The 18,681-nt window shown below is 71.0% G+C and carries 20 protein-coding genes and 1 pseudogene; 10 read left to right on the top strand and 11 right to left on the bottom strand.

All coding sequences use genetic code 11. The features are described 5' to 3' along the window. Entirely contained in the window at positions 1-300 is a 300-nt protein-coding gene (locus tag ZF1_RS05145) for a 4a-hydroxytetrahydrobiopterin dehydratase (protein WP_062400425.1), read from the top strand. A 40-nt stretch (positions 301-340) separates the two neighbouring features. Here the strand turns inward: ZF1_RS05145 and ZF1_RS05140 are convergent, their stop codons facing one another. Continuing rightward, complete coding sequence (locus tag ZF1_RS05140) at positions 341-1,138, bottom strand: carbon-nitrogen hydrolase family protein (protein WP_482636617.1); 798 nt, start codon at positions 1,136-1,138, stop codon at positions 341-343. Between the two features lie 200 nt (positions 1,139-1,338). Here ZF1_RS05140 and ZF1_RS05135 point away from each other — a divergent pair, with 200 nt between their 5' ends. Next, complete coding sequence (locus tag ZF1_RS05135; protein ID WP_482636616.1) at positions 1,339-2,409, top strand: 3-deoxy-7-phosphoheptulonate synthase; 1,071 nt, start codon at positions 1,339-1,341, stop codon at positions 2,407-2,409. A gap of 11 nt (positions 2,410-2,420) precedes the next feature. Here the strand turns inward: ZF1_RS05135 and ZF1_RS05130 are convergent, their stop codons facing one another. Next, positions 2,421-2,840 carry a YunG family protein gene (locus ZF1_RS05130; RefSeq protein ID WP_083474545.1) on the bottom strand — a complete coding sequence of 140 codons (420 nt, stop codon included), beginning with the start codon at positions 2,838-2,840 and terminating at the stop codon, positions 2,421-2,423. A 261-nt stretch (positions 2,841-3,101) separates the two neighbouring features. Then, positions 3,102-3,593, bottom strand: coding sequence for a GNAT family N-acetyltransferase (locus tag ZF1_RS05125; RefSeq protein WP_346108103.1), 492 nt, complete (start codon positions 3,591-3,593; stop codon positions 3,102-3,104). Between the two features lie 140 nt (positions 3,594-3,733). Between ZF1_RS05125 and ZF1_RS05120 the strand changes: the two genes are divergently transcribed. The 3 genes from ZF1_RS05120 (at position 3,734) to ZF1_RS05110 (ending at position 5,156) form a co-directional block, all read left to right on the top strand. Next, a complete protein-coding gene (locus tag ZF1_RS05120) occupies positions 3,734-3,889 on the top strand; it encodes a hypothetical protein (RefSeq protein WP_168172178.1) in 156 nt (51 codons plus the stop codon). A gap of 48 nt (positions 3,890-3,937) precedes the next feature. Then, on the top strand, positions 3,938-4,537 hold the full coding sequence (locus ZF1_RS05115) for a thermonuclease family protein (protein ID WP_405419194.1): 600 nt from the start codon (positions 3,938-3,940) through the stop codon (positions 4,535-4,537). Positions 4,538-4,598: 61 nt separating this feature from the next. Then, complete coding sequence (locus tag ZF1_RS05110) at positions 4,599-5,156, top strand: TetR/AcrR family transcriptional regulator (protein ID WP_482636615.1); 558 nt, start codon at positions 4,599-4,601, stop codon at positions 5,154-5,156. 88 nt (positions 5,157-5,244) lie between these two features. Here ZF1_RS05110 and ZF1_RS05105 read toward each other — a convergent pair whose 3' ends face one another. Further along, entirely contained in the window at positions 5,245-5,874 is a 630-nt protein-coding gene (locus ZF1_RS05105) for a hypothetical protein (protein ID WP_062400412.1), read from the bottom strand. A 656-nt stretch (positions 5,875-6,530) separates the two neighbouring features. On the opposite strand from ZF1_RS05105, the gene ZF1_RS05100 reads away from it, so the two are divergent. The 3 genes from ZF1_RS05100 (at position 6,531) to ZF1_RS05090 (ending at position 8,792) form a co-directional block, all read left to right on the top strand. Beyond that, on the top strand, positions 6,531-6,989 hold the full coding sequence (locus ZF1_RS05100) for a GNAT family N-acetyltransferase (RefSeq protein ID WP_482636614.1): 459 nt from the start codon (positions 6,531-6,533) through the stop codon (positions 6,987-6,989). Between the two features lie 7 nt (positions 6,990-6,996). After that, positions 6,997-7,884, top strand: coding sequence for an RCC1 domain-containing protein (locus ZF1_RS05095; protein ID WP_482636613.1), 888 nt, complete (start codon positions 6,997-6,999; stop codon positions 7,882-7,884). A gap of 74 nt (positions 7,885-7,958) precedes the next feature. After that, positions 7,959-8,792, top strand: a complete 834-nt coding sequence (locus ZF1_RS05090) for an SCO6745 family protein (RefSeq protein ID WP_482636612.1) — start codon at positions 7,959-7,961, stop codon at positions 8,790-8,792. 7 nt (positions 8,793-8,799) lie between these two features. Here ZF1_RS05090 and ZF1_RS05085 read toward each other — a convergent pair whose 3' ends face one another. After that, the gene (locus ZF1_RS05085) at positions 8,800-9,360 is read right to left on the bottom strand and encodes a TetR/AcrR family transcriptional regulator (protein ID WP_482636611.1); all 561 of its coding nucleotides are present in this window, start codon (positions 9,358-9,360) and stop codon (positions 8,800-8,802) included. 90 nt (positions 9,361-9,450) lie between these two features. Between ZF1_RS05085 and ZF1_RS05080 the strand changes: the two genes are divergently transcribed. Further along, positions 9,451-9,912 carry a nuclear transport factor 2 family protein gene (locus ZF1_RS05080; protein WP_482636610.1) on the top strand — a complete coding sequence of 154 codons (462 nt, stop codon included), beginning with the start codon at positions 9,451-9,453 and terminating at the stop codon, positions 9,910-9,912. A 6-nt stretch (positions 9,913-9,918) separates the two neighbouring features. On the opposite strand, the gene ZF1_RS05075 is transcribed toward ZF1_RS05080, so the two are convergent. Both ZF1_RS05075 and ZF1_RS05070 read right to left on the bottom strand, forming a co-directional pair. Beyond that, entirely contained in the window at positions 9,919-10,356 is a 438-nt protein-coding gene (locus ZF1_RS05075; protein WP_062400404.1) for a BLUF domain-containing protein, read from the bottom strand. A gap of 303 nt (positions 10,357-10,659) precedes the next feature. Beyond that, on the bottom strand, positions 10,660-11,109 hold the full coding sequence (locus tag ZF1_RS05070) for a hypothetical protein (RefSeq protein WP_482636609.1): 450 nt from the start codon (positions 11,107-11,109) through the stop codon (positions 10,660-10,662). A gap of 527 nt (positions 11,110-11,636) precedes the next feature. On the opposite strand from ZF1_RS05070, the pseudogene ZF1_RS05065 reads away from it, so the two are divergent. After that, a pseudogene (locus tag ZF1_RS05065) lies at positions 11,637-11,969 on the top strand (transposase); the annotation flags it as partial. Positions 11,970-12,250: 281 nt separating this feature from the next. On the opposite strand, the gene ZF1_RS05060 reads toward ZF1_RS05065, so the two are convergent. The 4 genes from ZF1_RS05060 to ZF1_RS05045 all read right to left on the bottom strand — a co-directional run bounded on the left by ZF1_RS05060 (position 12,251) and on the right by ZF1_RS05045 (position 18,437). Continuing rightward, on the bottom strand, positions 12,251-13,591 hold the full coding sequence (locus tag ZF1_RS05060; protein WP_465882516.1) for an MFS transporter: 1,341 nt from the start codon (positions 13,589-13,591) through the stop codon (positions 12,251-12,253). Positions 13,592-13,816: 225 nt separating this feature from the next. Further along, the gene (locus ZF1_RS05055; RefSeq protein WP_465882518.1) at positions 13,817-15,436 is read right to left on the bottom strand and encodes an FAD-binding oxidoreductase; all 1,620 of its coding nucleotides are present in this window, start codon (positions 15,434-15,436) and stop codon (positions 13,817-13,819) included. Beyond that, positions 15,429-17,003 carry a long-chain-fatty-acid--CoA ligase gene (locus tag ZF1_RS05050; protein WP_465882520.1) on the bottom strand — a complete coding sequence of 525 codons (1,575 nt, stop codon included), beginning with the start codon at positions 17,001-17,003 and terminating at the stop codon, positions 15,429-15,431. Before ZF1_RS05050 ends, ZF1_RS05055 begins: the two co-directional genes overlap by 8 nt. Positions 17,004-17,087: 84 nt before the next feature. Next, complete coding sequence (locus ZF1_RS05045) at positions 17,088-18,437, bottom strand: PucR family transcriptional regulator (RefSeq protein ID WP_465882522.1); 1,350 nt, start codon at positions 18,435-18,437, stop codon at positions 17,088-17,090. Positions 18,438-18,681 lie beyond the last annotated feature (244 nt).

Raw genomic sequence — 18,681 nt, 5'->3', positions numbered from 1 at the left:
ATGCCCACCCCGACGCTCACCGACGCCGAGATCGCCGACGCCCTGCAGAAGCTGCCCGGTTGGGACCGCGACGGCGACTCCATCGTCCGCACCGCCACCCTGCCCGACTTCGAGGCCGCGATCGCGGTGGTGGACCGGGTCGCCGAGGACGCCGAGGCCGCCGACCACCACCCGGACATCGACATCCGCTACGCCACGCTGACGTTCCGGCTGTCCACGCACTCCGAGGGCGGGCTGACCGCGAAGGACGTCGACCTCGCCGCGCAGATCTCCGACCGCCTCAGCACCGCGGGCGGCTGAGCCGCCCCGGGCGGCCGCCGCTCCGGGCGGCGGACGCTGCTCAGAACCGCCGGTTGGCCAGCACCGGGATCTGCTCGCGCACGGTCGTGGCCGCCGCCGGGTCCACGTCGACCACGAGCAGCCCGGGCTCGGCGCCGAGTGCGTCGACGACCTCGCCGCGCGGGCCGGCGACCAGGCTGTACCCGATCCCGGTCGGCGCCTTGCCGTGCTCGCGGCCGACCGTCGTCGGGTCGGCCTGGTCGCACGCGACGACGAACGAGCCGGTGTCGAGCGCACGGGCCCGCACCAGCAGCTCCCACTGCTCGCGCTTGCCCGGGCCCGCGCCCCAGGAGGCGGGTACCAGCAGCACGGTGGCGCCGTCGTCGGCGAGGCGCTGGTACAGACCGGGGAAGCGCACGTCGTAGCAGGTGGACAGGCCGACCGTGACCGGCTCGTCACCGCCCACCCCGACCACGACCGGCTCGGTGCCGGGCTCGACGGTGTCGGACTCGGCGAAGCCGAACGCGTCGAACATGTGGATCTTGTCGTAGTGGGTGTCCACACCGCCGCCGGTGGCGAGCAGAGTGTTGCGGACCCGGCCGTCCCCGGACGGGGTGAACATCCCCGCGACGACGGTGGTCCCGGCCGCCGCGGCGACCTCGCGGACCCGCGTCGCCCACGGTCCGTCCAGCGGCTGCGCGACCGGGCCGAGCGCGACCCCGAAGCAGCACATGGTGGCCTCGGGGAACAGCACGAGCTGCGCGCCGGCGTCGGCGGCCGCGCGGGTGCGGCGCTCCACCTCGGCGAGGTTCTCCTCGGGATCCGGGGTGGACACGATCTGGGCGAGGGCGATCCGCATGTGCCGGTGGTACCACGCCTGCCGTCGGCGTGGGGTACGGTCGCCACGTGCTGAACGCGTACTACTGGTTTCGCCGGCCGGCCCGGGATGGGCTGGCAGGTGCCGTAGCGCGCTGACCTCCATCCCCTCGAGCCGGCATTCCAGACCGGCTCGGTCGAGGTGATCCGGGGCGGTCCGCCGGGTAAGGACCACCGTCTCCGATGAGTGCGAGCACCACCCCCCTGCAGGTCGCCCCGACCGACGACCGCCGCATCGAGCGGATCAGCCCGCTGATCTCGCCCGCACTGCTGCGGCACGACCTGCCCTGCGACCCCCGGGTCGCCGAGACCGTCACCCGCGGCCGCGCCGCGGTCACCGACGTCCTCGACGGCGACGACGACCGGCTGCTCGTCGTCGTCGGGCCGTGCTCGGTGCACGACCCGGACGCCGCCCTGGACTACGCCCACCGCCTCGCCGCCCGGGCCGAGGAGCTGTCCGGCGAGCTGTGCGTGGTCATGCGCACCTACTTCGAGAAGCCGCGCACGACCGTCGGCTGGAAGGGCCTGATCAACGACCCGGGCCTGGACGGCACCTTCGACGTGAACCGCGGGCTGCGCACCGCGCGCACGCTGCTGCTCGACATCTCCGCGCTCGGGCTGCCGGTCGGCTGCGAGTTCCTCGACCCGATCACCCCGCAGTACATCGCCGACGTGGTCACCTGGGGCTCGATCGGCGCCCGCACCGCGGAGAGCCAGGTGCACCGCCAGCTGGTCAGCGGCCTGTCGATGCCGGTCGGGATCAAGAACGCCACCGACGGCGACATCCGCGCCGCGATCGACGGGATGCGCGCGGCCGCGGCGTCGCACGTGTTCATGGGGGTGAACGCCGACGGGCTCGCCGGCCTGGTCACCACCACCGGCAACCCGGACACCCACGTCATCCTGCGCGGCGGGGCCACCCCCAACCACTCGGCCGCCGACGTCGCCGCGACCGCCGACGGGCTGCGTGCGGCGGGTCTGCCGGAGCGGGTCGTCGTCGACGCCAGCCACGGCAACAGCGGCAAGGACCACGTGCGGCAGGCCGGCGTCGTCGCGGAGCTGGCCGAGCGGATCGCGGGCGGCGAGCGGGCCGTCACCGGGCTGATGATGGAGAGCTTCCTGGAGGCGGGACGCCAGGAGCTGGGGCCGGACATGGTCCGCGGCCGCTCGGTGACCGACGCCTGCATGTCCTGGGGCACCACCGACGAGCTGCTGGGCACGCTCGCCGACGCCGTGCGCCGCGGCCGCCGCTGAGCCCCGGCCGCTCACCCCGGGCCGTCCAGCCGGTCGAGGACCCGCCGGCGCAGCAGCTCGTACTGCGCGCGGCAGCGCCGCGGCGGGCCCTCCGGGCGCACGACCACCCGGGGCGGGTGGACCGTCTCCCCCGGGCCGAACTGGTCCCGGGTGAGGTCCACCTCGGCGCCGCCGGGCAGCCGGTTCCACCAGTGGTAGCCCTGCAGCCGGCCGTCGGCCTGCCACACCTCGGCCAGCAGCAGGTCACCGCCGAACAGGTCGTGCAGGACCAGCGCCGTCGCCCCGCACTGGCCCCGCGACGGACGGTCCGGGGTCCAGCCGGTGACGTCCGCGACATCGCAGGTGTCGCGGCCCCAGGAGGCGCGCAGCGCGGCGGCCACCCGGGCCGGGACGGGTGGCGAGGCCGGGGGCGACGGCAGGGCGCTGGTCATGGCTTCGACGCTACGACCGACCCCCGACAGTTCCGCGTCGCCGCAGGTCAGCCGACCGGCGGAGCGAGGTGCCTGGCCATCAGGACGTCGTCGACGGCGACCCCGTCGATCACGAACTCGGCGCGCAGCACCCCCTCCTCGACGAAGCCGCAGCGGCGGTACAGCTCCCGGGCGGCGGGGCCGGGCTGACCTCCGCGGTCCAGGTCAGGGCGTCGATCCGGGTCAGCCCGGGGTCGTCGGAGGGCACCGCGGGCCGGACGGTCAGCACCGCGGGGCCGGACGGCCGACGGGCCGGTCCATCCGGGTCTCGCTGATGCCGTCGGGCCGCTCGACGACACCCCGGTCGACGAACCCGAGCCGCCGGTAGAACGCCGCGGCGCGGTCGTTGCCGATCACCACGTGCAGTGCCAGCGTCCGGGCGCCCCATCCGGCGGCGCGGTCGAGGACCGCGTCGACGAGCGCGGTCGCGGCGTCGCCCCCGCGCGCGTGCGGGGCGACCCACAGGGCGATGAGGTCGGCGACGCCGTCGCCGTCCGGCGGGACGGCCACGACCTGCCCGGCGGGGCGGCCGCCGACCTCGACCACCAGGTACCGGCCGGGCGCGGCCAGCCGGTCGCGCCACTCCCGCTCCCCCGCGCCGAGCCAGTCGGTGAGCCGGCTGTGGAACGCGTCGGGGGCCTCGGCCAGGGCGGCGAGGCGCAGGTCGCGCCAGGTCTCCCAGTCGTCGGGTCCCAGCTCCCGGACGGTGATCACGCATGGCCTCCCGGACGGACGGAGGCGCCGAACCTAGCAGCGCCCCGGAGCGGTCCCGCCGCGTGTCCGGCGATCGACAATCCTGATGAGGTTGGTCCGGACGGCGCAACATCGGCCCGCTGTCCGGCGAGAGGACCGGCATGACCGCGCCGCGCCGCCGCACCCGTCCCACCGGACCCCGCCTGCTGCTGGCCGGCGCCGTCCTCGCGCTCGCCCTGTTCGGGACCGGGGTCGCCGGGCCCGCCTCCGCGGGCACCGGCTGTTCCGCGGCCTGGACCGCGGCCGGATGTCCCTGATCCCGCCCGACAGGCAACCGGACGCCCGATTCGGTACGAACTCCAGTCATGCTGCCCGAACCGCGCCACCGCGCCCGGACACTCCAGTCCGCCTGGTCCACCGGCCCACGCCGCATGATCACGATGCTGACCGTGCTGGCGCTGGTCGCCCTCGGAATCGTCGGGGGGCTCACGATCGGCCGGATGTCCGACGGCCCGGCCCTGGCCGGCGAACCGGGGACGGCCGCGCTCGGCCCGCTCACCGGCCCGCCGACGTTGTACGGGCGGGTGCAGCGCGTCGTGGACCCGGCGACGGTCGTGGTGGACGTCGGGGGCCGTCCGGTGACGGTGTCGGTGATCGGCGTGGACACCGCCTCGACGCCGCCGTGCGCGCGGGCCGACGCGCAGCGGTTCGCCCAGGGCTTCCTCGACGGTCAGGAGGTCACCCTGGTACCGGACCCGACGCTGCCCGCCCCGGCGGCGGACGCCCCGACCTGGCCCGCGTACCTCGTGGTCGGGACGCAGCAGTCCTACACCGACGCGGCGCTCGTCGCGGGCTGGGTGGGCCCGGGGCAGGGCCGCTACCGGCCGGGCTTCGAGGCCGGGCAGCGCATCGCGCAGGACCGGCGGGCCGGCATGTGGGGGCCGCCGTGCAACCGGACGTCCTGACCGGACGGCGACACGGTGGGCCGTCGCAACCGGGTGTCACCCGTTCGGCAGAATGCTGAGCGTGGATCCCCGGGCGGTGCGCACACGACGACGTCTCCAGGACGCGCTGCTCGCGCTGGCCAGGGAACGCACCCTCGAGTCGATCACGATCGCCGACGTCGCGGAGCACGCGTCGGTGAACCGCAGCAGCTTCTACCAGCACTACACCGACAAGGAGATGCTGCTGGCCGATGCGCTCGCCAACCGGGCGGCGGACGCCGGGGCGGACCTGTCGGACCTGTCGATCGACGACATCGGGCCCGAGCCGCCCGCGGCGCTGCTGCGCTGGTTCCTCCATCTGGCGGAGCACGCCCCGCTGTACCGGCAGGCGCTCGGCGGTGCCGCGGCGCCGGACGCGGCAGCCGGGATGCGCCGGCGGATGCAGTCGGTCGTCGCCGACACGACGGTGCGGCTGGGTGTCTCCGAGGACGCGTTCGGCATGCCGTTGGACGTGTTCGCCGCCGGCCTGACCTGGACACTGCTCGGGGTCGCGGCCAGCTGGCTGGAACGCGACCCGCTGCCCCCACCCGACGTCGCGGCCGGGTGGGCGTGGCGGATGCTGGTCCGCCGGGACTTCTGAGCTCCGCTCGGAGGGACCGGTCGGCCGTACCGCCCGGGCCGGGTCAAGCGGCCCGGGCGGTACGCGCCTCGCGGGTGTCCCGCGGAGCTCAGCCCTGGACGATGCCGGAGTTGCCCTGGTCGACCGTGGTGGTGGACTGCGACACCGGGCCGCTGGACAGCAGGCCGCCGATGTTGATCGACGGGTTGACGGTGGCCGCGACGTCGATCAGGCCGCCGCGCTGCGAGGCGTGCCCGCCACCGCCGTGCGTGCCGCCGGACTGCAGGATCCCGCTGTTGGAGTCGTCGACGGTGGTGGTCGACTGCTGCACCGGGCCGGAGTTCAGGATGCCGCCGATGTTGGCCGACGGGCTGACGTCCAGGCCCAGCCCGACCAGGTCGTCGACCTGCACGGCGTCGCCCGCACCGCAGCCGCTCTGCACGATGCCGGAGTTGGACCGGTCGAGCTTCGTGGTGTGCTGGGAGACCGCACCCTGGTTCAGGATGCCTCCGACGTTCAGCTGCGGGTCGACGGCCGCGTCGAGGCCGAGCAGGCCACCCTTCTGCGAGGCGGACGACGGCGCGCAGTCGCGGCCCTTGTCGTGGTGCTTGCCGCCGTCGCCGTAGTCACCGGCGAAGGCCATTCCGGCCGAGCCCAGGACCAGCGGGACGGACAGGACGCCGGCGGTGGCGATCCGCCGGGCGTTACGACGGGCGGGGGTCGTCTCGGGGGCGTTCATGGCACTCCTTCTGTGGCGATGTGATCCGGCCGTCGTACTGACACTCCGTCACTGGCCGGTGCCGCAGAACGTACGGACGCCGATCACCGAAGCGAGAGCACCCCCTCGTTCGGGCGGCGTTATGCCCGTTTCCGTTCGCCCGAACCGACCGTTCGCCGCTGATCAACTACACACAGTGCTATCCGTCAGGTGTCGTTTAGCTACTCTCCGTAGAAGATCGACAGCTCGCCGATCGTTACAGTAAGGCGCCGAGAAGTGGGATGGATCACATCAGCGCAACGACGGGCCGGAACGGGCGTCTCTAGCTCCCGGTGTCACCGCCGGACCCGCCCGGCAGCCCTCCGACACCCGCGACCACCTGCGGGAATGGGCCGTACGGCGCGACGGGACTCGACCGTTCGTCGTGCGGGGCACGGCCGTCGGGTGTGTATCGATCGCCGAACGGCGGCACGGGACGGGGCTGGACAGCCTTTCGCGCCAGACTGTCGCACGTCGGCGCGGTCCCTCACGATGGTCAACGACGTGGTCCGTCCGGAGTAACGCTGTCGGTGCAGATCACTCCTCCGCCGGGTCATCCGCCGCCGTGCGGGCCGCGACGGTGCACGCCGGCCGGAAACCCGGTGACGCGCCGGACGGGTGACCACGATCCTGGGCGGGTGCACATCGGACTGAGGCGCCTCGACGAGTCCCTGCTGGCGTCGTTGTGCGACACGGCAGCGGCCGGGGCGGACCCGCTCGAGGTGATGCCCCCGGTATCCGGCCCACCCGGCTGGACGACGCCGCGGCGCGCGGCGTTCGTCGCGTTCCACCGGGAGCGGTCGGTCGCGGCGCAGGTGCCGGTGGAGCGGACCTGGGCCGTCGTCGTCGACGGGGAGGTGGCCGGGGCGGCGCGGCTGGAACCGGTCGAGGGCGGCGAGGAGGCCGGGATCTGGCTGGCCCGGCCGTGGCGGGGCCGCGGGGTCGGCGGGGCGGTGCTCCGGATGCTCGTGGCACGCGCCGACGGCCCGGTCGTCGCGGAGACGACCCCGGCGAACGTCGCGGCGGTCGCGGTGCTGCGCGGACTGGGCGCGGACGTGACCGTCGACGACGACGCCGTGCACGGCCGGCTGGGTTGAGCCGGCCGTGCATCCCGGCGACATGGGCGTCCTCGCCGCGGGCCGGCGGCACTCGGCCGGGCTGCGGGCGGACGGGACCGTCGTCGCGGCCGGGGACGGCCGCGCCGGGGAGTGCGCCGTCGACGGCTGGACCGGCGTCGTCGCCGTCGCGGTGGGGAACGTCCACACCGCCCGCAACACCGGCCGCACGCACACCGTCGGGCTGCGCGCCGACGGCACGGTCCTGGCCACCGGCCGCGACGACGACGGCGAATGCGCCGTCGCCGGCTGGCGCGGGGTCGTCGCGGTCGCCGCGGGGCGGCGCCGCACGCTGGGGCTGCGCGCCGACGGCACCGTGCTCGCCGCCGGCCGCGCCGCCGAAGGCGCGTGCGCGGTCGACGGATGGCGCGGGGTCCGGGGCCTGAGCTGCGGCGACTGGCACTCCGTCGGGCTGTGCGACGACGGCACCGCGGTCGCGACCGGCAACGACCGGTACGGCCAGTGCGCGGTCGGCGGATGGCACGACCTGGTGGCGGTGTCCGCCGGGTACCTGCACACCGTGGGGCTGCGGGCCGACGGCACGGTCGTGACCACCGGGCGGGGTGGCGGCGACGTCGCGGGATGGCACGACGTCGTCGCCGTGTCCGCGGGCAGCGGACACACGGTGGGGCTGCGCGCGGACGGGACGGCCGTCGCCGCCGGGGACGACGACCTCGGACAGTGCGCCGTCGGGACCTGGCGGGACGTGGTCGCGGTCGCCGCCGGGTCGGCGCACACGCTCGGGCTGCGGGCCGACGGGACCGTCGTCGCCGCGGGCGAGGGCTCCGACGGCCGCTGCGACGTCGACGGCTGGACCCTCGCCGTCACCGCGCCGGGCGGATCCTCGGGTGCGCGACCGTCCCGTCGGGGCGGGTGAGGGGTCGCACGTGAGCCGGACCGTGGCGCCCGGGTGGCCGATCAGTTCCGGACGCCCGCCCGGTCGTACCGGTCATGTCCTCCGCACACACCGCACGCCGCATGTTCGGGCTGACCGAGCCGATCTGCCTGGTCACCTACCTCGCCGACGAGCCGAACGAGGAGCTGGCCGCGCTCGGCCACCGCACCTACTGGGACGGCTACTTCGCGAGCCGGGCCGCGCCGCTCGGCCGGGTCCCGGCCGAGGTCGTGCACGCGGCGTTCTACAGCTTCGCCGACGGCGAGGCCGCCCGGCACATCCCGAGCGCCTGGGCGACGGTCCCGCCGGAGGAGTCCTTCGCCGCGTGGCGACGGGGCAGCGTCGCGGCACTGCGCCGGATCCTCGGCACCCAGCTGTCCGGGTCGCCCGGTGTGGCCCGGGCCGCCGACCTGCTCACCACCGCCGCGACGAGCGCCCCCACCGAGGGCCGGGTGATGTACGCGGGGATGCGCACCCTGGAGATCCCCGGCGACCCGCTGACCCGGCTGTGGCAGTCCGCGACGACGCTGCGCGAGCACCGCGGCGACGGGCACGTCACCGCCCTGCTCACCGAGCGGGTCGGCGGCACCGAGGCCCACCTGCTGTCGGCGCTGGACATGGGCATCCACCCGCCGGAGACGTTCGGGCGCGTGCACCACCTGCCGGCGGCCCGGCTGGCCGATGTCATGTCCGGGCTGCGGCGACGCGGCCTGGTCGACGACGACGGACGGCTCACCGACGCGGGCGGGGACCTCACGGCGCGCGTGGAGACGCTGACCGACGAGCTCGCCGCGCCGCCGTACGCGGCCCTGTCCGACGCGGAGCTCGACGAGCTGGTCGCGGAGCTGGAGCCGCTGTCCGCGGTGATGTCGGCGGCCTGGTCGCAGTGACCGCCGGTCAGGGCAGCAGCGCCGCCACCGCCGCCTGCGCCTGCCGCGCCGGCTCCGGGCTCCCGCCGATCGCCGCGGTCACCATCGCCCCCTCCGCGAGCAGGCAGACCGGCTCGACGGGATCCACCCCGGCCGCCGACGCCCACTCCCCGAGCTGCCGGTGGAACAGCTCCTTGTGGCTGCGCACCTCGCGCAGCACCGGCTCCGAGGTGCTGCCGAGCTCGCCGTAGGCGTTGATCCACGCGCAGCCGCGGAACCCGGGCCGGGCGAACCACTCCCCCAGCCAGTCGAAGACGGCGAGCAGCCGCCGCCGCGGGTCCCCGACCCGGGTCACGTACGCCACCAGGTCGCCCCGCCAGCGCTCGTCGCGCCGACGGAGCACCGCGACGACGAGGTCCTCCTTGGTCGCGAAGTCCCGGTAGATCCGCGTGAGCGGGAGCCCCGACGCCGACCTGACCCGGTCCATCCCGACGGCTCGGATGCCGTGTTCGTAGAACAGCAGCTCCGCTGCGTCCAGCAGGCCGTCCCGGTCGAGACGGGCCTGTTCCTCGGTGATGGCCGCGGGCACCGATGGCCTCCTTGACATCGAGAACGATCGTTCCCTACGTTACCGGAGCAGATCGAGAACGCTCGTTCTCGACTGACCGAGGAGACAGTCGTGGCCGATGGCCGTCCGCCCTACCCGCCGTTCACCGCGGAGACCGCACGCCAGAAGGTGCAGGCCGCCGAGGACGCCTGGAACACCCGGGACCCCGAGCGCGTCACGGGCGCGTACACACCGGACTCGGTGTGGCGCAACCGCGACACCTTCGCCACCGGCCGGCAGGAGATCGTCGAGCTGCTGACGGCGAAGTGGCAGCGCGAGCAGGACTACGCGCTGCGCATGAGCCTCTGGGCGTTCGACGACAACCGCATCGCCGTCCGGTTCCAGTACGAGTCCCGCGACGCCGACGGCCGATGGTGGCGCAGCTACGGCAACGAGCTGTGGGAGTTCGACGAGCTGGGACTCATGCGGCGGCGCGAGGCCAGCATCAACGACGTCCCGATCACCGAGGCGGAGCGGCGGATCCACGGTCCGCGCCCCGAGTCCGAGCGGGGTGTCGACATCCCGCTGCGGTGAGCCGGGTCAGACCGAGTCCGCGCCGATGGTGTTCCGCATCCGCGTGAGCAGCTCCTGCTGCTCACGCCCGGGCTGGTCCGGTGCGGCGGGCCGGATGCGGCCGTCGACGTCGTGCAGCGGGATGTCCGAGCGCCCGATCACCGAGATGCGGGCCATCGACCAGCGGGAGAACACCCGGGCCTGGGCCGTCGTCGACTCGACGACCGACACATCGGTGTGCCGGTCGTCCTCCCGGATCTTCTCGAACAGCCCGGTGACGACCGTCTCGTCGCCCTCCAGGGTCTGGACGAACCAGTTGTCGGAGATCAGCAGCGCACCGGTGACACCGGCCTTCTTGTTGTTCGACCGGGCCACGTCGAAGATCTCGGCGAGGACCTCGTCGCGGCGTTCGCGCGGCACGGTGCTGTGACTGCGGTAGATCAACCGGTGGACCTGCTCGGCCATGTGGGCTTCCCCCGTGTCGGTCGGGCCGCGTCACCGGGCCGGGCGCGGAACCGTCACGGGCCCGGACCCCGGGTGATCGTCACGGATGGTCCGACGGTAGTGGCGTGGGACACACTGCAGCGTCGCGATATGAGACAACCCGTCGGAAGATCGGCCGTCAGCGGGTCCCGTCGAACCGGACGTCCACCCGGACCTGCCGTCCGCCCCGTGCCGCCACACCGTGGCCCGGCCGTTCCGCACCGTCGACCCGGACCCGCGGCGGCGCGCCCTCACCGGTGACGTCGCGCCACGCGCCGCGACTGGTCAGCAGTCGCTCCGGGGCACCAGGCCCCGCTCGCACAGGTACTGCATCTGGGTCTCGCCGCTGGTCGGCGCCCGGCCCGCGGACGTGCCCGGGTCGAGATACCCCTGGTAGGCCGAGCACGACGGGTCGAACCGCCCGGCGGCCATCGCCCGTGCCGCGCAGTCGTCACCGGACGTCCTCGCCCTGCTCGCCTCCGCCGACCGCGCCTCGGCGGCCGCGGCCCGGTCCATCGCCCGGCGGGCCGCGACGACCGCGCCGTCCACCGCCGCAACCGGCACGGACGAGCCCACCCCGGCCCGGGGCAGCACCCCGGCGGCGGGTGCGAACGGCGCGGACACCGAGGCGGCCGCGGGTGCCGGAGTGGTGGCCCGCTCGGCGCCCGACGCGGCGGCGCACGCGCTGGTGGCGAAGACGGCGGCGACGACGGCCGCCACGGCGAAGCGGCCCATGCCCATCGTCGTTCCCCCACCCCGGTCACGCCGGCCCCGCCCCCCGGGGCCGGCCCACAGTGTCGTGGGTGGCGCGACGACGGTCAGCGTGTACGCCGGATCGTCACCCCTTCTGATGAGGGACGACGGGCGGGCCCGCCGTGGCTCAGACGTTGAAGCGGAACGAATCAGCACGGTCCACGGACCTGCGGTGTTCGCGATCGCATACGGCGTGACCTGCGTGAACGTGGGTTAACACCTGTCGCTGCCTATCGCCCGTAGTGAATCTGCTGACGAACAACTGACGAACGCCCTCCGGCTCTGCCCGCCCACCGCAGAAGGCGCCTGGTGCCATCCCGTCGACAGTGGCCCCACCCGACCTTGCTGTGCCGTGGGGGCAACCGGCGCTAGTCTCGAGCCCCGTGGCCCGCTGCACGATCCCGGCGCCGCCGTGGTTCTGGCGTTGCGCCGCTTGGCCGTGCGCTACCAGCACCCCACCGATGAGATCCGCGACGCCGACCGCGACCTGCACGGGCTCGTCACCGACGCCGCGCCTGCTCGCCCTGGTGGGGGTCGGCACCGAAGTCGCCGGCCAGTTGCTCACCACCGCCGGGGCCAACCCGCAGCGGATGCGCTCGGAGGCCGCGTTCGCCCATCTTTGCGGCGTCGCTCCGATCCCGGCCAGCAGTGGCAAGACCATCCGCCACCGGCTGAACCGCGGCGGTGACCGCGGCGCGAACAACGCGCTCTACACCGTGGTGCTGTCCCGGATGCGCTGTGATCCACGCACTCGCGCCTACTTCGACCGGCGCACCGCGGAGGGCCTGTCCAAGAACGACATCATCCGGTGCCTCAAGCGCTACCTGGCGCGCGAGCTCTACCAAGCGCTGCTCACACCTACCCGTCCTCGTCGTCCCAGCTCACTCAGTGGGGCAGGTGGGCGGGTCAACCCTGAAACGCCGCAGGCGCGCGCAGCGGGGTTGAAGCGCCTGCCTGCCCCACGGACCATCCCAGCGGACGAAGGACACCCCGGTCATCGTTCTTGACAGGACATAGGAGCATCCTGCCCGCCCGGCGAGGGCATGCTCGGCTTTCGGTGAACTGAGACCGCCAGGACTGATGCGCGACTGGCGGGCATCCGTACCCCTTCAAACCACCCGAATTACGTGCTTCGACCGACTGATCCCAAGCTGCCGAGCGGAAGCCTGGCGGTCTCGGGGATCAAGCTGACGGCGACGAGTGACACGACACCGGCCGCAATGAGTATCAGTGCCGGAGCGACGTCGATACCGGTGATCGCGACTAGCCAAACCGAAATCATGGGCGTTGTGCCCCCGAATAGTGCAATCGATATATTGTAACCGATTGAGAACGCCGTGTAACGGACGCGCGTGGCGAACAGCTCAATCATCGCCGCGAAAGGCGCGCCGGAGAACGTGCCGAAAAGAAGACCCAGCAGTACCTGGGACAAGATCACGCTTCCGGTGTCGCCCGACGACATCAGCACGAAGATCGGGTAGGCAAGAAGAATATAGCCGATACACGCTGCGGCGACGACCGGCCGCCGGCCGATCCGGTCGGACAGCGAGGCTGTGATCGGGATGACGGCGATCGCGATTCCGAGGGCAATCATCATCATGACCAGCGCGCTGCCGCGTTCGAAATTGTGGACCGTCGCCAGATAGGTAGGAATGTATGTCAGGACCATGTAGAAGCCTGCCGCATGCATCGTAGTGAGGGCGAGACAAAGAGTGATGCCACGAACGTTCCCCTTCACAGTCTCGCGCAACGGGGAGCCGGTGTGCTCACCGGCGGCGACCAAGGCCCGGAACTCGGGAGTGTCTTCAACCTTCAGGCGCAGGTAGAGACCGATGAGCCCGAGCGGGAGCGCGAGTAGGAACGGCACGCGCCATCCCCAAGTGACCATCTCCTCCTGCGACAGGGTCGCGCTCAGTACGGTGACGAAGACTGCCCCGGCGAACGCACCAGGCAGTGCCGACATGTTCACCCATCCGACTTGAAACCCGCGGCGGTGCGCCGGGGCGTACTCGGCGAGGAAGACCACCGCACCGCCGACCTCTCCACCGGCTGAGAGGCCCTGGATGATTCGAAGGAGCACCAGAAAGACGGGCGCCGCGACGCCGATGCTCGCGTAGCCGGGTAGAAGTCCGGTCACGAAGGTTGCTACGGAGATCAGTATGACGACCGCGGCCAACGTCTTCTGCCTGCCGATCCGGTCGCCGATGCTGCCAAAGACTATGCCTCCGATCGGTCTGACGATGAAGGCCAGGGCGAATGCGGCGAACGAGGCGAGTATTGACGCAGTCGGGTCGGTAGACGGAAAAAAGATCACTCCGAGTGTCGCCGCGAGGTATCCGTATACCGTGTAGTCGTACCATTCTACGGCGTTCCCGATGGATGCCGCGACTATCGCTCGGCGACGGGTCGAGGCGGTTACGGGGGCCGGAGCCGCCTCGGCGCTGCCGTTCTCGTAGAGCTCCATTTCTCGGTCCTCCCGGGAAAATGGGGTGATTGACGTGTGGCCGCACGAATGGCCCGAAACTGGGAGTGAACTGGCCAAGGCTCGGACCGTCTAGAAGCAACGGGCTCGTCCATGTCGGGCACCGCTGACGACGTGTTCTCGGTACCGCAACTGACGCGGACACGTGCATCGCGAGCCGGGCGGCCCGTAGCCGCCCGTGCCCCGACTCCTGATCGTCAGGTCGCCTCAGCTGGCGGGCTGCAACAGCACTCCCGGGTTGAGGACACCGGCTGGGTCGAGCGCTCGTTTGGCGCCGGCGAGTGCGCTCGCGAACAGCTCCGGCCGCTGCCGGTCGTACCAGGGTCGATGATCGCGACCGACGGCGTGGTGGTGGGTGATCGTCGCGTGGTGCTTGACGAGAACCTCCGATACTGCCGACTTGATCTCGTCCCATTGGGACAAGACGCTCCCCCATTTGCCAGGGGCGTAGACGCCGTAGTAGGGCGCCGGGCCGTCCGGGTACACATGCGTGAACCGGCAGGTGAGCAGGCCTGAGCCCGTGACGTCTGCGAACGCGTGCTGCGCGGCCTCGGTGACGGCAGCGTGCAACGCGGGGAAGGCATCCCACGTACAGGAGGTCTCAAAGGTCTCGAGGATCATCGATCGCCTCGCCAGCGCATCCCGGTGGTAGGGCATGCGCAGGAACGACGTCCGCCACGCCTGTGCGGGGCTAGCGCTCCGGTTCTCCACGGGGTCGTGGACCGTGCCGCCGTGCTGTCGGCACAGCTCGGTAGCTCGGGCCAGCTGGATGTCGACCGGGTGATCTGCGGACTCGAACCCGAGCACGAGCACCCCGCCCCCCGTCGTGATCCCGGCGTTGAGCGCGCTTTCAACCGTGTCGAGCAAGCGGCAGTTGGCAGGGTCTAGGCCGCTCTGCGCGACGGCTCGGGTAGCCTCCACAGCTTCCTCGAACGAGTCGAAAATCACCGACGCTCCGGCGCGGTGTACCGGTCGTTCCTGCAGCCGCATCCAGGCCTCGGTGATTAATCCGAGAGTGCCCTCCGATCCAAGGAACATCCGGTCGGGTGATGGGCCGGCGCCCGAGCCGGGTAGCCGCCACGACTCGCCGACCCCGGTCGGGCTGACCACGCGCATGGACTCGACCATGTCATCGATATGGGTCAGCCGGGTCGCATAGTGTCCACCAGCCCTGGTCGCCAGCCAGCCGCCGAGCGTCGAAAACTCGAAGGACTGAGGAAAGTGGCGCAAAGAGAGTCCGTGGGGGCGTAACGCATTCTCCAGATCGGGGCCCAGGACGCCGGCCTGGATCCGGGCCGCCCTGCTGGTGTGGTCGATCTCGAGGACCTGATTGAGCCTCCCGAGATCCAGCGTGACCGTAGCCGGGAAATCGGTGAACCGGGGCTCGACGCCCCCGACGACCGAGCTACCGCCACCGTAGGGAATCACGGCGTGGCGGTTCTCGGTGCACCAGTCGAGCACGTCGATGATGTCCTGCTCGTTCTGTGGTCGAATCACAAGGTCCGGTGCGTGGGACATGTCTCCCTGCAGGTTCCGGGCCACGTCGCGAAATCCTTTGCCGTGCGCATGCGATGCACGGTCAAGCAGGTCGTCCGAGCACAAGGAGGCCAGAGAGGAAGGCGGCGTCACACGTGCCGCTGGAAGGTTCAGCGCCGTGACCTCGGGCGGTTGGTGGTCGGTCAGGTCGGCGTTGGGCAGCAGTGCGGTGATCCGCGCCAGCAAGGCCTCGAGTTCTGGCCCGGTGGCTGCATCTTCGATGGTGCCCCATCCCCACCAGGAACGCGTCCGCGCGGTCTCCGTGGTCGCGTCGTTTCCGCTTTCACGCATGCGTTGTCTCCTTCGTTAGTTCGCGCTTGAGGATCTTTCCGGTGGCCGTCATAGGCAGCGTGTCGCGAAACTCGACGAACCTTGGGTACTTGTAGGCCGCCAGGTTATCCTTGCACCACGCAATCAATTCATCCTCGCCTATCTCGGCGCCGGATTCGCAAATTACATACGCCTTAACCTCCTCGCCATATTGCTCGTCGCGCACCCCCACTACGGCCGCGAGGCTCACAGCCGGATGAGTCACGAGCACTTCCTCGACCTCTCTCGGGTACACGTTGAAGCCGCCGCGGATGATCATCTCTTTGCTGCGGTCGACAATATAGACGCAGCCGGCCGCGTCCTGCTTGCCGATGTCCCCGGTCCGAAACCAGCCGTGGGCATCGATGGCATCAGCCGTGGATTGAGGGCGGTTCAAGTAACCCTTGGTCACGTTGTGGCCACGGATACACACCTCTCCGAGTTCTTCGGGGGCCGCTTGGCTCCCGTCCGCTGAACGGATTCTCACCTCCACACCCCATACCGGCCGCCCGACCGATCCGGGACAGCGTGGCTCGTCGAGGCGATTGAATGTGGAAATCGGGCTGGTCTCCGACAGGCCGTACCCTTCGAGGATTGGCACGCCGAAAGTCCGCTCGAGACCAGTAAGCACTTCAATCGGGAGCGGAGCGCCACCAGCGAGGCATACCCGCAACGCATGGTCAACGTCTGACGGGGCGAGTCGTTCCCGCGCGTGGTTAAGCAATTGCCAAAACATCGTCGGCACGCCGGCGAATACCGTAACCTTCTCACGACGCATGATTTGGAATGCTTCGGCGGCGTCGAAGCGCGGCTGGAGGACGATCGTCGCGCCGTTCGCAAAGCCCGCGTTCATCTGGACCGTCTGACCGAACGAGTGGAAGAGCGGCAGCGAGGCCAAGTGTACGTCGTGCGAGTGGCGACCGACCACCCGATCAACGAGAAGCGCATTAAGCACCAGGTTGCTGTGAGTCATCTCCGCGCCTTTTGGCTTTCCGGTTGTTCCGCTCGTATAGAGAACCACCGCCGTGTCAGTTTCGCAAATGGGTGGGGTTGCAGACTCCTGCACTCCCCAGCGCCGCAGGTCGTCGAGCGTCGACACCTCAGTGTGTTCCAGCTGACGGGGCGCACTTGCCCGAATAAGTACGAAATGCCCGCAGCCCGATGCGGACTGGAACGCCGACCACCCGCTCCTTCCAGACGGGAGGTCAGCGGTGCCTTCATAACACAGGTACGTCTTCGCTCCCGAGTCCTCGAGGTGGAAAGCAATCTCGCGCGCGGTCAGCAGCACGTTCAATGGGACGACAACCGCTCCGGCCTTCAGAACGCCGTAGTAGGCGACCGGAAAGGCGGGCACGTTCGGACACGTCAATGCGACGCGGTCACCCGGTCGAACGCCACGAGCCAGCAGCCCTCGCGCCACTTCGTCCGTAGCTCGGTCGAGCTGGGCGTAGCTCAGGCGCTCGTCACCGAGCACCACCGCATCACGATCGGGGAACTCACGCGCGGCATGTTCGAGCAGGACAGCGAGATTGAACATCCGGATCTCCACGGCTCTGTGGGTGAGACACCACACCGTGGCCCGGTGCGGCCGGACACGGATAGTGGCCGGACCACAAGGCTGGCTGAGATCGAGTCACAAGCTGTCGGGTGAGATCCTCTCGGGACGTCGCCCCAACAACAGGCGAATGGCGATCAGCAACTCTTGTATGTCTGCGAGCTTGCGCATGTCTCGTCCGGTACGCGCAGCGATTCGATCGAGTCTGTAGTAAGCAGTGTTGACGTGTACGTGCAGCCGCTCGGCAGCGACCTTGGCGTTGAGGTCGCTAGCGGCGTACTCCAGGAGTGTGGCCACCATATAGCCACCGGCGGACTGATCCTCCTCGACGAATCGTCGCAGTTCAGGGTGGATCAGCCGACGGGCGGTCCCGTCGTCTCGCAGCATCAGGTAGTCCAGGCTTGACAGCATCGGCAAGGCGAGAACCCCGGTCCGCCCGTTGAGGCCATCGCGGGCAACGCATGCCTCGGCGTACGCCTCCGGCGCCTCGGCGAGACCGGAGTACACCGTGCTGACACCTATGGACAGCCGGATGCCCTGCCGCTCAAGCTGCTCCACTGTGCGCTCGTGAACGTCGACCAACGGTCGCACCCCACGGGTCGGTACCGGTGCAATTCCGACGATCTCGTCATGCCGGACGACGGTCAGTCCTTGGAAGCCGGGGCCGGCGGCGAGCTGGACCGCAGCCACCACGTCGCCCAGCGTGCGTTCCCCCGGTAGCTGCTGCACGGGCGCAGCCGACAGGGCTATCAGTCGGGTCGACGGGCCGAGACCGGATGCCCGCAGAATTGACTGGCGTACGCCTGACGAACAGTCTCGCCGTGCGAGCAAGTCTTCGAGCAGGTCGCGGCGGACCCGGTCGTACTCGGCCAGCTGGTACTGCTGCGCAGCGAGATAGGCTTCCGCAGCCACCGAGCTGCCCACCTCGATCACCTGCATGACGTGCGCAACGAGCGACAACGCCGTGTCGCCGGACCCCGGGCGCTGCTTCGAGACCGCCAACAGACCCTGCCAAAGGTTCAGTTGCCCGATCCGGAACGCTTGGAGGAAATCCGACAGCGACACGCCCTGCCCGACACGCCTCCGTGCCTGCTCTGCGCTCGGCGCGAAGTCCGGACGGGACGCCGGACGCCCCTCTGAGATCGTAGCCAGTACCGTACGAAACACCGACCCTACGTGGGCCGTGACATTGTCGCGCAGCTCGCCGTCGTCGCTTCCTGCGTATGCGGGGACCTGCCGCCAGATGTCGTCCACAGCACGGCGAACGACATCGTCGAGCGACGGCTCTAGGGCGACAGCTAGCGACTCGGCACCGATCTCGAGCGCCAAGTCATGGTTTCCGTCCGGCCTGTCGACCATTCGATCACCTGCAAGGAGCGAGAACTGAAGGAAGCGACTGAGGCTACCGCCGTCGCGCAGGTCGGGCACAAGTCGCCGCAACCGCCGGTGGACTAGCTGCGCGCACCGCAGCACGTAGTAGCGCTCTTGCTCGGCGCGCGGCGCTGGGGACCGGCCGAAGGCCGCATGCCCCAGCGCCGCGCGCCGAGCCTGACCACAGCCCGGGACAGCGGCGCGGAGCGCCGCCTTGATACCGAATGGAAGGTCTAAACACAGCGGACGTCCGGTCGATTGTCGTGTCCCGGCTGATGCTTGACGTTCCGGTCTCACCTGA

It is taken from the genome of Pseudonocardia sp. ZF1, assembly GCF_056835605.1.
This window is presented reverse-complemented; position numbering and strand designations above follow the sequence as displayed.